Here is a 14,444-nt window from a genome sequence, read left to right on the forward strand (position 1 = left end):
TTACTCCTTTAAGACATTAATTGTGCCGATGATTCGTACGATAAAATGCTTGTTTTGCGGAATTTTGAAAGGAAATGTAACTACCTAGCCAATATAAGATTCCGACAAGCAATGCAGATGAAAGTATAACGCTAAGTTGCATATAGTGGATAAAATAACCAATTATGGAACCGATAATTGTTGTTAAAATGATTGTCATTAGTTGTCGCTTTAAAGCCGGTCTAATAATCGATGTGTATGGGTAACCAAAGGTGTGCAAGGTAAAAATACGTTTACCATTCGTGCCTGCCCACAGTCTGCCATTTAATATAGCAGTCAACAGCATTGTTACGACAATAAGTATTCCTGATACAATATAGTAAACGTATTGTTGTTTAAACCTTTGAGCCGTTTCCAAAGCAACGTCTGCTATCCCATTAATCGACGTGATAGAAGGTTTCATAACGGAGTTAGCTAAAGCTGCTTGTAAATGATTCTCATCAAAAAAAACGATATTTCCACTAGAAGCTAAAGATATTAAGAACCCTTTCGTTTTTACAATGTCTGTTAGCTGACCATCTATCAGTATAACTAACGGATTTTCTGCTTGCACTGTTTCCCCTGCTAAACCAACATTTGGTGGTAATGCAAGAAATTTCGTTCCCACATATTCGTAAAAAGTTAAACCTTGCGCTGGATAAACATCATTATGTTTCGTCCATAGCGGAATTTGCCCTTCTAAAAAGGAAGCCAATTCATCTGGTAAATCTTTAACATTTTTTGCAATGAGTTTCCCGCCCTTGCCTTCTGTTTCCACACCTATTTCTAGCAAATCAATCCAAGCTCGATCTGTCATAATAATATGATCATAGCCACTCATCTCAGATGGCTCTAAAAAAATTGCTTTATCAATAACGTAAGAAAGGCTTACATTATTAGCTTTTTGCATTTTAGAAAAAAAAGCTTCTACCTCGGGAAGTGTCGACTCTTGTTCTAATGAATCCAAGTCAGACATGGATAGCCGAACGATATTGTGCATTTTGTCCCAAAGCGCATAGTCTTTTGACAGTTGATTGGTTATTAGTATAGATGTGATAATGGTCGGGATAACAATTAGCGATAAAATTATAACAAGAACATGACTTAGCTTTCCCATTATGGAAAACCGCTTCAACGGAATTTGTCTTTTGGCTATATGGGCAGCTTTTGGACTAGCAATTAGCGAAAGCAATGCTGTGATGATGGCAACGCCAATTAAGAATAGTATTAGACAAAGTAGTAGAGGATTCAATACGAATGGAATTTGTCGAATGTCCTTTACGACACCTACATAGCCTAATGAAATGAACAAACCTAACAAAAATCCGACAAAGATATAAGATAAAATTGTCGTTGTATCCTCCACATGGATTTTCCTTGTTTTGACACCGCCTAATAATCGAATAGACCTTGCTTTTGCGTGTTGAAATATCCACGTACTAATGGTCGTTACTAATAACAGCAAGGAAGCGAGCACTGCATTTCCTGTACCATTTTGAAATAAGTATGCAAAAATGATTCTTAGTATAGATGGTTCTGGAACCCATAAAAGCCCAATTTGATGCTGTTGCGCCCAATCATTTACTGCTACTTGAAAATCTTTTCCAGCGTTAAAAGCATAGGTGCCTGATAAAGAACGGGTGCCTATTTCTGCAGTTGAAAGCAAGTCACCTGTTAGAGCAGATTCGAACCACTTAATCGCATTCTGCTCTATAAGCAAGCCATGAAATGCTGGTTTTGCAGTACCGAAATAGATGATATCTTTTTTGTTGTTGTAGTTTTCTGGATCTACTGAAGTTTTGACTACAATTGCATTATATTGATCTGTTAGTCGGTTAAGATCCGAAACCAATTGATCTTTTGCAATAGTAGTTTCAGCAAGATTTAAATCAAATTGATGGGTCGTGCCTAATGGCAGCCGCTGTTGGATAAGTGACGTATATTGAAAAATAAGCAGAGACAGCAGCATTACACAAATCAAAGATGTCAGTTGCACTGCTTTTTTAAGCATAACCACTCCCCCTAATCTTTTATTGAGAAGCTTGGAAAGCCTACTGTGAAAGACATTCCAAGCCCCAAAAGGATTAAAGCTTTAGTACTTAATCGCATACCCAATAGTAATATCGATCATTATGGGTAGGTAACTGCACCGCCCAAAGTTCAGCAATTGATTTTTTTCCTGCTCTAGTTTCAGCTGATCTTGATATATTACCATTCAGATTTACCGTGCTTCCATGACAGCGATCCACTGTGTAGTAGGAACGCACTTTAACATCCCAAAATCCATACTCCCACGTGCCACCTTCATTTGGATATTGCGTGATTGGTCCTGGTGCTAGCCATTTACGGGAAATGTCTCCGCGGTTGAATTGATCACTTTGTGTGGCAACCATTGATGTTGTAGCAATTAAAGGTTCCTGAATAGCTTTATGGGACACTGCCAAAACGCCAGATGGCAATAACAATAATGCCACCAACGCTAACACTACTATTTTCACCCTCACAGTTTTTTTGGCTAACATATGGCTCACCTCCTTTCATTTGACAAGGAAGAATTTATGGCTATTTTTTATTATGTAATGGATAGAAATTGATAGAACACTTTACTTTCTAAAAAATTTATCTCTCTCCAAATATGTGAGTACGGAAAATCCTAAAATGCCAAATATCCCAAAAACCTTTATCCAAATAGGCGTACTTTCATAATCCCTGATTAATGATAGTAACGAAATAAATATTAGCATTAGATAAACATATGGTGCTGGAATCTTTTTAATTTTATCGCCTCTTTTCATATAGAAATATACCTCCTATTTCTAGCATTTTGTTATCGTCAACACTGTTCCACATTCCTACAATTTACATTCTCAATGGATTCTCATTTAATTATTTTTTATATAGCATAAGATAATAGAAAAATCAATATATTCTTAATATTTATATAACAATAAAAAAATAGTAGATTTATCTGTAAGACTATAACAAAAAAACGCAACCTTTAAAGGAACTTCCTTTAAAAGTTGCGTTCATTCATATGCGAATCATTCTATTTTTTACATTCAAACGAATAATTTGTTGCTAGAAAGCTCTTTTCTTTTGACACGATGGCTTTGCCTCCATCGTTTTCACATTGCGCAGTCATGGCATTTATTTTTTTCTCATTCATCATATTTGTCATAAGTGTCATACCGCCACCAAACACAGCAATTAGTAAGCCGATAATAATCCATAACTTGCCTGCATTATTCCCAGCAGGTTTCCCATTTGCCACATGTATTCCCCTCTCTTAAACAAATAAAAATGGTTCTGTATGAATAGTAGATTGGACAAATTCTACTCTATATTTTTTGGTCTCACACAATGTTGCCATTTTTTTCGCAACACCCGTAATCATTACTTTTTCAACATGATGACCTGGGTCTACAATTTGCAAACCAATTGCTTGTGCATCCTGTGCCGTATGGAAATACATATCGCCTGTTAAAAAGACATCGGCACCTGCACGCTTTGCCGTATAAATATACTTATTTCCATCTCCACCGACTAGTGCAATCTTTCTTACTGTTGACTGCAAATCGCCGACAACACGAACAGTTGGTACATCTAGTTGTTTCTTTACAAACTCTGCAAAATCTTGTAACAGCATTTCTTTTGGTAAATAGCCAACACGACCTAATCCCATACGATTCGTTTGTTGCTCCAAGCGAATGATATCATACGCAGGCTCCTCATATGGATGGGCATTTAACAGTGCCTTCAATACGCGGTTTTTAATGGACGCGGGCAAAACCACTTCCACTTTGACTTCTTCCTCGACATGTAATTCTCCAATAGAACCAACATGCGGATTTGCCCCTTCAAGTGCACGGAAACGCCCTTCTCCACTCGATGTATAACTGCACGCTTCATAAGAACCTAAACGACCTGCTCCCGCTTTTGCTAATGCCTCACGCAGCACGTCTGCATCGGCAGTCGGTACAAAAACGGTTAGTTTTAAAACATCCTCAGCATACGTTTCTTGTAAAATAGAGCGATTTTCGAGCAGCAATGCATCAGCTAATAAATCATTGACGCCACCTTCCGCTACATCTAAATTTGTATGTGCGGCATAGACCGCAATATCATGTTTAATAAGTTTTTCGTATAATTGTCCAGCGGGATTGTCCGTACGAATATTCGCTAGTCGACGGAAAATAGGCGGATGATGCGCTATAATCAGTTCACAGCCTTGGGCAATCGCTTCGTCTGCTACGGCGTCATTCACATCTAATGTCACTAATACTTTGTTTACAGGTTTATTTAACGTTCCAATGGCAAGTCCAATTGGATCATTCTCCATACATGCAAGATGCTTTGGTGACCATGATTCAAATAGTTGTATAATTTCCTGACCATTTACTGATTTCATGCTATAAAACTCCTTCCACTAACTCAAGTAGTGCTGTTAATTCTGCACGTTTTTCCTCAATTTCAAGAGTTGGCTCTGCCCCTTCAATGGACTGTAAAACACGTTGCCAATTTTCTTTTTCTCGTTGCCATTTCTTTAAAAAAGCTGGTGCTTTACGTAACAATAATTTAGGACCAAATAAGATTTCCGATGGAGATAACGTCATCGCTCCTCTTTGTAAGACAAGAATTTCGTATATTTTTTCATCTTCTTCTAAAATATCTTCATCGAGAATGGCCCAATTATTTGTTAAAGCCCATTCCCGGATAACTTTTGCATGAATATTAGGTTGCAAAATCAGACGTGTAACACCTTGTAAGCTTTGTGGATGTTTCTCTAATATCGACACAATGAGTGGTCCACCCATGCCAGCTATTGTTACAGTATCTACATGATCAGTTGCCTCCACTGCAGCTAAGCCATCTGCAAGTCTAACAGTAATTTTCTCCGTTAACCCTTCTTTTTTTACTTGTCCTAGCGCCGATTCATACGGTCCTTTTACAACCTCGCCAGCTACTGTGCTCGCAGCAATCCCCTTATGAATTAAATAGCATGGTAAATATGCATGATCACTGCCAATATCTGCTACAACCGCACCAGTTGGAACAAATTTTGCCACTGTTTCTAAACGTTTTGATAATTTTTGTGCGTTCATTTTAAACCGCCTACCTTATAAATATAGAGTCCACTCTAGTATGTATGATGTTGAACAAAAAAACAAATGGAGTTGTCTCAGATTTTTGAGCAACTCCATCATAATAGAAGCTGTACTAAAAGCGTAAAGACACTTTTTAGTACAGCCATTTTTTAAAACTATTTTAGAGTAGAAATGTACTCAGCGATTGCTTTTGCTTCCGCTTCGTTTTTCATTCCTGGTGTCATAGGTGTGCCTTCGATACCGTTTGTTAACACGTCTACGATACGAGCTTCATCTAAACCGTGTAGGTTTGGACCAACACCACCAGTTAAGTCACCACCGTGACAACCGATACAAGTTTGTACTAATGCAGAACCATCATCATTAGCTTCTGTAGTTTCGCCACCGCCCTCTTGTTCAGCAGCAATTTCTTTCTTGTTATCTGCGCCTTGTAAAGACATGAAGAAAATAAGACCTATACCAAATGCCAGAATCAAGATGTAAGGAACGACTGGATTGTTTTTCATATGTTTCCCCTCCTCATAATAAGTCTACTTCTATTATAATATAGAATCAGTCAACATCTAATATTGTACTGCATTAAACAAGAAACGAAAAGCCCCATTCGCTAAGTTTTCCTTTGTTTGTAACAATTTCGACATTTCTGTATCAATTGGATAAATTATGTCTTGTTAAACCCAAAATATGGACTGATAATGTACCTTCTAATAACTCAACTCTTTCACTTCTCGCCAATATTTTGCCACCATATTGGCAATCATATACGTCCAATGAAAAATTTAATAGCTGTCGTATAAAACCTTTATGTCCTATTATGCTGTTGATTTATCCTAACAATTTCACAAATAGGTTATACTATTATTTTGATATATTATTATTCGATGTTTTTTCTATTTTTTCTTCTATTTATACTTTTTTAAAAAAGTCATACTACTATATTACAAAAATAAAATACACTGCTATGAATGAAAAGTTCGTCATAGCGGTGTATTTTTTTACATAAAATTATACAAATAATAACCAATAAGTGCTAATAACCCGAGACCACCAGATACTGTGAAATAAAGCAACTTCATTTTGATACCTGATACTAGCCATACCCCACAATTTGCAGCGATAATGACAAACAGCACAGTATTATTTCCACTAAAATATGTAGTATACATGCGAATAGATAAGCTAAATAACAAGATAGCAGCAATAATATGAAAGACAGGTGCTAATAAGTTATTTTTGGTCGCAACTCGAAAAGCCATTATGAATAATGTAATTGTAGCAATGGCTACAATACCTGTTAATAAAAGCAATAAAGAAGTGACTGTAAAATAAATATACAAGAGCAGTAGCATACCCAAGCATAATCCCACTATGAAGAACATCATTTTTCGTTTTTCTAAAGGCAATACTGCCTGTTTATGAGTTGCTTCCTCTAGCTCTTCCACATCATTTCCCTCTGCATAAAGAGTGGCTAGAAAGTCACAGTAGTGCTCTGGTAATAGCTTATTTTGCTTCCAAAACAATATCTCATTTAAAATAATTTTTTTCCGTGGATTTGTCATCGTATTTTCTCCAAACATTGCTTAATAATGGTTGTACTACAATTTTATCTCACAATTAAAGAAAGAACATCTGTAAAAAGTCGCAAAAAACGGAACTTATCATCCGTTCAAATTATGTATTTTTACATCTCTTATATCATTATGTTAAATTAACATGGTTTAATAGTGTTCAAACTGCTAAATGTCCCAAAGAAGGACAGCTACTTTAAAAATAGCTTATAAAGAATAAACCCCGCTACAAAATTTAAGTGGCGGGGTTTGCATATATAAGTTTGAAGTTCTGTTTTACTCTAAGAAATCTTTTAAACGTTTACTGCGAGAAGGGTGGCGCAATTTACGAAGTGCTTTTGCCTCAATTTGACGAATACGTTCACGTGTTACACCAAATACTTTCCCTACTTCTTCTAACGTGCGTGTACGTCCATCATCTAAGCCAAAACGTAAACGTAGTACGTTTTCTTCACGGTCTGTTAATGTATCTAATACATCTTCTAGCTGTTCTTTTAACAATTCATAGGCTGCATGATCAGAAGGAGATTGAGCCTCTGAGTCTTCAATGAAGTCCCCTAAATGTGAATCGTCTTCTTCACCGATTGGCGTTTCAAGAGATACTGGTTCTTGCGCGATTTTTAAAATTTCACGTACTTTTTCAGGTGTTAAATCCATTTCCTCGCCAATTTCTTCTGGAGACGGTTCACGACCTAAGTCCTGTAATAATTGACGTTGCACACGAATTAATTTGTTAATTGTTTCTACCATGTGCACAGGGATACGTATTGTACGTGCTTGGTCTGCTATCGCACGTGTAATCGCTTGACGAATCCACCATGTTGCGTAAGTGGAGAACTTAAAACCTTTACGATAGTCGAATTTTTCAACTGCCTTAATAAGTCCCATATTCCCCTCTTGAATTAAATCAAGGAATAACATTCCACGGCCCACATAGCGTTTGGCGATTGATACAACAAGACGTAAATTCGCTTCAGCTAAACGTTTACGCGCTTCTTCATCCCCTTGCTCAATACGTTCTGCCAGTGCAATTTCTTGCTCAGCAGAAAGTAAATCTACACGACCAATCTCTTTCAAATACATACGAACAGGATCATTAATTTTTACCCCTGGTGGTACGCTTAAATCATTTAAATCGAACGTTTCTTCGTTAGCTTCTTCTTTCATTAAGCTTTCTTCTTCAAATTCTTCTTTACCGATAATTTGAATGTCTTTATGTTTTTCAAGATCTTCAGCGAAATGAAAAACTTCTTCATTTTCCAACTCATAGGGCAGTAATTTCTCTGAAATTTCTTTCATTGAAATTTCACCTTCTGTTTTCGCCTTTTCTTGTAGTAATTTTTTTGCTTCATCTAATGTAATTTCTACTTCTACCTCTTTTGAACGTTCAGACTTGTCCGCCATAAACCTTCCTCCTTCTAAACAACCGAATCGGGTTAAATCGCCGATAACGATTTTCTTAAATGAATAATCTGTTGGGCGATTTCAAGTGCACGCGCATACTCGTGCATCTTCTCCGCTTCCTTTGACTCATGCATCTTTTGATGAATTTCCTGCTCAATTCTATATTTTTGAAGCTGTCGAATAGAATCTGTAACCTCTGACTCTGCTTGGTCTGGATCCCTTTCCACTAAAGCAGCTTCCATCACAATTTTGCGTAATTCAGCGTCATCTAATATCTCGACAAAGCGCTGATAATCTGGATGACCATATTCCTCATAAAATCCTACCAATCGAACAAAAACTGCCATATATGCATCTCGTACAAAAGGCTCTTTTTGCTCACTACGTAATACCCTGTCCACTACATCTATATTATGAAGCATATGAGCCAGTAATAAACGTTCGGCACGTTCTGCTGCGTCCATAGGCTTTTGTCGCTGCGTGACTGGCATCGAAGGTGTATGCGTTGGCATTTCCACTTTCGCAGTGCGTACCTGATTTGCCTCTAGTTTTCGGAATTGGGCATAAATTGCTTCTTCCGAAATCGTTGTTTCATTCGATAGCTGTCGGATATACAAATCTCGTTCAATCGGTGAGGAGCTACCCACTAATTGTTCGAGTACTTCTTGAATATATTGAAGCGTATCATTTTCAAACTGAAAATTCTTATTTCGTCTAGCATGCATCATCATAAAAGCAATATACGTATGTGGGTTTTCCAAAATCTGTTCCTTAAAAGCCTGTCCACCTAGACTTTGAATATACTCATCAGGATCTAGTTTATCTGGTATCACCGCAATATTCACTTTCATGCGCTCCGTTTGTAATAACTGTGCCGCTCGTTTCGCCGCATCAAATCCAGCATTATCACCGTCATAGCAAATCGTAACTTGCTCTACTAAGCGCTTTAGCTTTGTGATATGCTGATTCGTAAGCGAAGTACCCATTGTTGCTACGGCATTTGTTACACCAACTGAAGTTGCAGCTAAAACATCCATAAAACCTTCCATCAACACTACTTGACGATTTTTTCTAATAGAGGTTCGTGCTTTGTCTAGGTTATATAGCACTTCACTCTTTTGAAAAATTGGTGATTCTGGACTATTTAAATATTTTGCCTCTTCACCTGTCGATGACAGAATTCGCCCTGAGAAGGCAATAATTTTACCGTTCTCATCTCGAATTGGAAACATAATACGTCCCCGAAAACGATCAAAATAGCGTTCTTCTCCTTCACGTTTGATTACTAGACCACTATCTGCGATTTCTTGTAAGTTATAACCTTTTCTTTCAAGCAATATCGTTAATGCATCAAAGCTTGGGAGAGACCATCCAATGCTATTAGATTCGATAAGTTCCCTTGTAAATCCTCTTTCTAGCAAATAATTTAAAGGCTCTTCCCCATCTTCTGTGTTCAGCAATAAATGATGAAAAAAATCTGCCGCAAAAGCATGTGCTTCTTTCATCCTTTCTTCCGCTTTTGAAATCTTTGTCGTCGCTTGAGGCAAAGTTGGACCAACATCTAAATGTACACCCACACGTTCACCTAGTTTGACGACTGCATCTGGGAAAGAAATCCCTTCGATATCCATGACGAAAGTAATGGCATTACCGCCTGCACCGCAACCAAAACAATGAAAAATCTGTTTGTCGGTTGACACAGAAAAAGATGGCGTTTGTTCTCCATGAAAAGGACAGAGACCAAACCAATTGCGCCCGCGCTTTGTTAGCTGCATATATTCGCTAATAACATCGACAATATCCGATTGTGTACGAATCTGCTCAATCACTTCTTCTGGTATTTTCCCTGCCAAATTCATCACCATCTTTAATTTACGTTCTAGAACACAATTCGATATCCGTTTTAAAAATCCTTTATTTCTCGACAAAAAAATAGGATTTTTCTCTTTTTAAATATTTTTACCACAATTTTATTATTATAAAACAAAAATTAGTATTTATCTATACCAATTTCAAAACCCACTCAAAAAAACCGCCTCTACTACCCCGAGGTGGTTTACACAATTTGGTTTCTTATTTACAACTTGCTAGCTGTTCAATAATAATATTCGCTGTTTCCTCTACAGCTTTATTTGTTACATCAATCACTTTACAACCTATTTTCTCAACAACTTGTTCAAAATGTTGAATCTCCTCTAAAATACGGACATGCTGAGCATAGATGGCATCATCATTTAACCCTAATGTCATTAATCTTTCTTTTCGTATTGAATTTAATTTATCAGGAGAGATAACTAAACCAAAGCATTTCTTCGGATCGATTTTAAATAATTCTTCTGGTGGCGCGACCTCCGGGACTAATGGTACATTTGCCACCTTATAACGTTTATGTGCTAAATACTGTGAAAGAGGCGTTTTTGATGTACGTGAAACACCCACAAGTACAATATCAGCTTGCAATAAGCCTCGTGGATCTCTGCCATCATCGTATTTCACCGCAAATTCTATCGCCTCAATTTTTTTAAAATAGTCGTCATCAAGTTGATGCACAATGCCCGGTGTCTCTAATGGCATTTCTTCCATAAAGGTTGCCATCGATTTCAACGCTGGTCCTAAAATATCTACAGCATGTACTTTTTCTTTCTCACATAAATCATGTAGTAATGTACGCATGTCTTGTCGAACAAGTGTATAGACAACAAATGCCTTCTGTTTTGCAGCGAGGCACACAATTTTTCGAACAAGCTCCTCTGTTTGAATATGTGGAAAGCGCCGAATAATCGTATTTTCCAAGCCTGGTCGGAACTGGCTAATTACGGCTTTGGCTACTTGATCCCCAGTTTCGCCGACTGAATCAGATACAACAAAAACTCGTAGTCTTTTCATGCTGTTCCCCTTCAATTTTTAGACATTTTGCGCAAGCGACAGGAAAGCACGTGTAATGGTCGTTTTAGTGAGACGACCTACAATCGTCAATCCACCCTCTTGTGGTTCGATTACCGGTAATGAATCTACTTCTCGTTCTATTAGCTTATTAGCTGCAACAACTAACGAATCGGATCTTTCACAGTACGAGATATTTGGCATTCGTGTCATAATAATATGTACAGGAATTTTATTTAAATCCTGCGTGCCAATACTTGTACGCAGTAAATCTTTACGAGACAGAACACCTGTCAAAAATTCGTTTTTATCGACAACGAAAAGGGTCCCGACATCCTCTGAAAACATGAAGCAAATGGCATCATACACCGTCATTGTTTCAGGTACAACAACAGGTCCAGAGTGAAAATCTTTAACTTTTAAATTGTTAATGCTATCCGTTAATGTTACGGATGTTTTTTTACCAGAATAGAAATAACCAACTCTTGGTCTAGCATCTAAAAAGCCAGCCATTGTCAAAATGGCTAAATCTGGTCTTAAAGTCGCTCTTGTCAGATTGAGACGTTCTGCAATATGTTCCCCTGTTATCGGGCCGTTCTCTTTCACAATTTGTAAAATGTCTTCCTGACGTTTATTGAGTTCGATTGGACTCACCGCCTCAAATCTAATAGTGTTATACTTATGCTCAATTATTATATACTATTTTAATGGTTATTGCGAAGAAAAGAACTACATGCTACAATATTGACACAGACGCTTGCTCTCCATGTATTTTCGAGCAATCTTGCGTTATACAGGCGATGATAGGAAAAAAGTATCTGTTCATTTATTTAGCGAGTAGAAGATGGTGAAAGTCTACATAGCAACAGAGAAAGGCACTCCTTGAGCTAACTTTTTGAAAAGAGGTTTTAAACAAAGCGTTTAAAACAATCAGGGTGGAACCGCGGGTATTAGCACTCGTCCCTGGGCATTTTCGTGCCCGGAGACGGGTGCTATTTTTATTTTGGATATGGCGAATTCTTATTTTCAACAAATATGAGGGTAATCTATCATGATTGTTGTCTATCTATTCGTCCTATCAGACAGTTACGTTTCACTCAAATGCAAGGAAAAATTACGAAGGAGGCTATTATTATGGCTAACAAATCAATGGAAACAATTGTATCTTTAGCAAAGCATCGTGGCTTTGTCTTCCCGGGTTCTGAAATCTACGGAGGTTTAGCAAATACTTGGGATTATGGTCCACTGGGTGTGGAATTAAAAAACAATGTCAAAAAAGCTTGGTGGCAAAAATTTGTCCAAGAATCTGAACATAATGTTGGAATCGATGCGGCTATCCTGATGAATCCAAAAGCATGGGTTGCATCTGGTCACGTTGGCAACTTCAACGACCCAATGGTAGACTGTAAAGCTTGTAAAGCGCGTCACCGTGCAGATAAAATCATTGAAGATGCTGCGCTAGCAAAAGGTGATGAAATTATCGTTGATGGTATGACATTCGATCAAATGAAAGAAACAATGGTGAAATACGATGTTGTCTGCCCTGATTGCGGCAAAGCAGATTTCACTGATATTCGTCAGTTCAACTTAATGTTTAAAACATTCCAAGGTGTAACAGAATCTTCAACAAATGAAATTTACCTTCGTCCAGAAACAGCACAAGGAATTTTCGTTAACTTTAAAAACGTACAACGTTCTATGCGTAAACGTACACCATTTGGTATCGCACAAATCGGGAAGTCTTTCCGTAACGAAATTACGCCAGGGAACTTCACATTCCGTACTCGTGAATTTGAACAAATGGAGCTTGAATTTTTCTGCAAGCCTGGTGAAGATCTTGAGTGGCATGCCTATTGGAAAGAATTCTGTAAAAACTGGTTGTTAAACTTAGGTATGAAAGAAGATTCTATGCGTCTACGTGACCACGAGGAAGATGAATTATCGCATTACTCAAATGCAACAACTGATATCGAATTTAAATTCCCATTCGGCTGGGGCGAGCTTTGGGGTGTAGCTGATCGTACAGACTACGACTTAAAACAACATATGGAACATTCAGGCGAAGATTTCACTTATATTGATCCAGTAACAAACGAGCGTTATGTACCATATTGTATCGAACCATCTTTAGGTGCTGACCGTGTGACATTAGCATTTTTATGTGACGCCTATGATGAAGAAGAGCTTGAAGGTGATGACAAACGTACCGTATTACGTTTCCACCCTGCTTTAGCACCATTTAAAGCAGCTGTTCTTCCACTTTCTAAAAAATTATCTGATGAAGCTGCAGATGTATGGTCAGCGTTACGTAAATCATTCCCTGTTGATTTTGATGAGTCTCAATCAATCGGTAAACGCTACCGCCGTCAAGACGAAATCGGTACGCCATTCTGTATTACATTCGATTTCGATTCAAAAGAAGATGGTCAAGTAACTGTTCGTCATCGTGATTCAATGGAACAAGTACGTATGCCAATCGCTGATGTGAAAGCATATATCGAAAAGCATCTTCAATTTTAATTCAAACGATTAGTTAGGTTTTAAGCAAAGAAAACGTGTTAGATTGATTACAGTCAATCTAACACGTTTTTGCTTCGGCGATGCTTTTTGTGGGCATACATGTAAGCTGTAACACTAGTGTATGTCTAGTTGTTTACAAGAGTCACTGCCTACTTCCGCTTTTAAAACTAGCGCTCTATTTACCATCAATTGGATGAAAGGCTTTTAAACGCTTTATCGCCGAATGCACAGTAAGTCGATGAAAGGCTAGTAATTTTCCTTTATAGATGACTCCATAGACACCATAAGGCGTAGGAGAAAGTCTGACTAATTCTTCTCTATTTTGCACATCAATGATTTCAGCATGAATGCCTAGTTTTTTTGCAGCCTCTACAACATTATCCGTTGCAATATCTACAAAGGGACATTGAGGGGTTCGGAATATTGTTAGCTCCTGATAAGATGCTAGCCGCTTATCCCAATCGTTCGGAAAATATGGATTTGGTGCATTTTTGAACTTATAAACGAGCAATTCAAATCCATTTGGTGCCTGCTCTAATTCTTTAAAGTTATGTTTCAAAAAAATTTGCTTACTCGGAACCCACGAACTATTTGCGTTTGTAATGACAATGACACCTGATTTCTGTTGTTTCTTTGCATCTTCTATACAACTATCAATCAATTTCGAGGCATAGCCCTTTCCAGTAATACTTACCCACAAACAATGAATCACAACATGGTTTTCACCAAACACAACCCTTGAAGAATACTCAATCGGTGTATACTCAATAAAACCTGCCTGCTTATTATTGTCCATTATTTTTATATACTTTAATCCTTCATGAAATCTTTCATAAAGCCAGTTACTTTTATTTATATATCCTGTAGCATGTGGATTACTGCGTAGACAAAAGCATCCACTTTGAACAATATTTTGTTCATTCAATTCGATGATACTATCAATTGC

The 14,444-nt window shown here is 37.5% G+C and carries 14 protein-coding genes and 1 other annotated feature; of the genes, 1 reads left to right on the plus strand and 13 read right to left on the minus strand.

Annotation, left to right across the window (positions count from 1 at the left end; genetic code table 11):
* Positions 1-16: 16 nt before the first annotated feature.
* The 12 genes from I5435_RS14915 to I5435_RS14970 all read right to left on the minus strand — a co-directional run bounded on the left by I5435_RS14915 (position 17) and on the right by I5435_RS14970 (position 11,632).
* Positions 17-2,029 carry a hypothetical protein gene (locus I5435_RS14915; RefSeq protein ID WP_337982521.1) on the minus strand — a complete coding sequence of 671 codons (2,013 nt, stop codon included), beginning with the start codon at positions 2,027-2,029 and terminating at the stop codon, positions 17-19.
* 88 nt (positions 2,030-2,117) lie between these two features.
* Positions 2,118-2,540 carry a lactococcin 972 family bacteriocin gene (locus I5435_RS14920; RefSeq protein ID WP_337982522.1) on the minus strand — a complete coding sequence of 141 codons (423 nt, stop codon included), beginning with the start codon at positions 2,538-2,540 and terminating at the stop codon, positions 2,118-2,120.
* Positions 2,541-2,621: 81 nt separating this feature from the next.
* Positions 2,622-2,813, minus strand: a complete 192-nt coding sequence (locus I5435_RS14925) for a hypothetical protein (RefSeq protein ID WP_337982523.1) — start codon at positions 2,811-2,813, stop codon at positions 2,622-2,624.
* Positions 2,814-3,064: 251 nt separating this feature from the next.
* Positions 3,065-3,289 carry a hypothetical protein gene (locus I5435_RS14930; protein ID WP_025220024.1) on the minus strand — a complete coding sequence of 75 codons (225 nt, stop codon included), beginning with the start codon at positions 3,287-3,289 and terminating at the stop codon, positions 3,065-3,067.
* Positions 3,290-3,304: 15 nt separating this feature from the next.
* The gene (locus I5435_RS14935) at positions 3,305-4,426 is read right to left on the minus strand and encodes a Nif3-like dinuclear metal center hexameric protein (protein WP_108029796.1); all 1,122 of its coding nucleotides are present in this window, start codon (positions 4,424-4,426) and stop codon (positions 3,305-3,307) included.
* Position 4,427: 1 nt separating this feature from the next.
* Positions 4,428-5,120 carry a tRNA (adenine(22)-N(1))-methyltransferase gene (locus I5435_RS14940; protein WP_108029797.1) on the minus strand — a complete coding sequence of 231 codons (693 nt, stop codon included), beginning with the start codon at positions 5,118-5,120 and terminating at the stop codon, positions 4,428-4,430.
* Positions 5,121-5,278: 158 nt separating this feature from the next.
* On the minus strand, positions 5,279-5,629 hold the full coding sequence (cccA, locus tag I5435_RS14945; RefSeq protein ID WP_024363017.1) for a cytochrome c550: 351 nt from the start codon (positions 5,627-5,629) through the stop codon (positions 5,279-5,281).
* A gap of 489 nt (positions 5,630-6,118) precedes the next feature.
* On the minus strand, positions 6,119-6,682 hold the full coding sequence (locus I5435_RS14950) for a hypothetical protein (RefSeq protein ID WP_024363018.1): 564 nt from the start codon (positions 6,680-6,682) through the stop codon (positions 6,119-6,121).
* Positions 6,683-6,967: 285 nt separating this feature from the next.
* Complete coding sequence (gene rpoD, locus I5435_RS14955; protein WP_024363019.1) at positions 6,968-8,095, minus strand: RNA polymerase sigma factor RpoD; 1,128 nt, start codon at positions 8,093-8,095, stop codon at positions 6,968-6,970.
* A 32-nt stretch (positions 8,096-8,127) separates the two neighbouring features.
* Complete coding sequence (dnaG, locus tag I5435_RS14960) at positions 8,128-9,960, minus strand: DNA primase (protein ID WP_029747262.1); 1,833 nt, start codon at positions 9,958-9,960, stop codon at positions 8,128-8,130.
* 208 nt (positions 9,961-10,168) lie between these two features.
* Positions 10,169-10,981, minus strand: coding sequence for a pyruvate, water dikinase regulatory protein (locus I5435_RS14965; protein ID WP_024363021.1), 813 nt, complete (start codon positions 10,979-10,981; stop codon positions 10,169-10,171).
* A gap of 18 nt (positions 10,982-10,999) precedes the next feature.
* Entirely contained in the window at positions 11,000-11,632 is a 633-nt protein-coding gene (locus I5435_RS14970; RefSeq protein WP_024363022.1) for a transcriptional regulator CcpN, read from the minus strand.
* A gap of 137 nt (positions 11,633-11,769) precedes the next feature.
* Positions 11,770-11,946 (plus strand) — a binding site (T-box leader).
* 166 nt (positions 11,947-12,112) lie between these two features.
* Between I5435_RS14970 and I5435_RS14975 the strand changes: the two genes are divergently transcribed.
* On the plus strand, positions 12,113-13,498 hold the full coding sequence (locus I5435_RS14975; protein WP_024363023.1) for a glycine--tRNA ligase: 1,386 nt from the start codon (positions 12,113-12,115) through the stop codon (positions 13,496-13,498).
* 175 nt (positions 13,499-13,673) lie between these two features.
* On the opposite strand, the gene I5435_RS14980 is transcribed toward I5435_RS14975, so the two are convergent.
* The gene (locus I5435_RS14980) at positions 13,674-14,441 is read right to left on the minus strand and encodes a GNAT family N-acetyltransferase (protein ID WP_337983874.1); all 768 of its coding nucleotides are present in this window, start codon (positions 14,439-14,441) and stop codon (positions 13,674-13,676) included.
* Positions 14,442-14,444 lie beyond the last annotated feature (3 nt).

The sequence above is a fragment of the Lysinibacillus sp. C5.1 genome, from assembly GCF_016350185.1.
In the GTDB taxonomy this organism is placed as follows: Bacteria; Bacillota; Bacilli; order Bacillales_A; family Planococcaceae; genus Lysinibacillus; species Lysinibacillus sphaericus.

Excerpts from the sequence above, each read along its gene's own strand:
- dnaG (WP_029747262.1), bottom strand. The coding sequence starts at position 9,960 with ATGGTGATGAATTTGGCAGGGAAAATACCAGAAGAAGTGATTGAGCAG.
- rpoD (WP_024363019.1), bottom strand. The coding sequence starts at position 8,095 with ATGGCGGACAAGTCTGAACGTTCAAAAGAGGTAGAAGTAGAAATTACA.
- I5435_RS14915 (WP_337982521.1), bottom strand. The coding sequence starts at position 2,029 with ATGCTTAAAAAAGCAGTGCAACTGACATCTTTGATTTGTGTAATGCTG.
- cccA (WP_024363017.1), bottom strand. The coding sequence starts at position 5,629 with ATGAAAAACAATCCAGTCGTTCCTTACATCTTGATTCTGGCATTTGGT.
- I5435_RS14975 (WP_024363023.1), top strand. The coding sequence starts at position 12,113 with ATGGCTAACAAATCAATGGAAACAATTGTATCTTTAGCAAAGCATCGT.
- I5435_RS14925 (WP_337982523.1), bottom strand. The coding sequence starts at position 2,813 with ATGAAAAGAGGCGATAAAATTAAAAAGATTCCAGCACCATATGTTTAT.
- I5435_RS14950 (WP_024363018.1), bottom strand. The coding sequence starts at position 6,682 with ATGACAAATCCACGGAAAAAAATTATTTTAAATGAGATATTGTTTTGG.
- I5435_RS14965 (WP_024363021.1), bottom strand. The coding sequence starts at position 10,981 with ATGAAAAGACTACGAGTTTTTGTTGTATCTGATTCAGTCGGCGAAACT.
- I5435_RS14940 (WP_108029797.1), bottom strand. The coding sequence starts at position 5,120 with ATGAACGCACAAAAATTATCAAAACGTTTAGAAACAGTGGCAAAATTT.
- I5435_RS14920 (WP_337982522.1), bottom strand. The coding sequence starts at position 2,540 with ATGTTAGCCAAAAAAACTGTGAGGGTGAAAATAGTAGTGTTAGCGTTG.
- I5435_RS14935 (WP_108029796.1), bottom strand. The coding sequence starts at position 4,426 with ATGAAATCAGTAAATGGTCAGGAAATTATACAACTATTTGAATCATGG.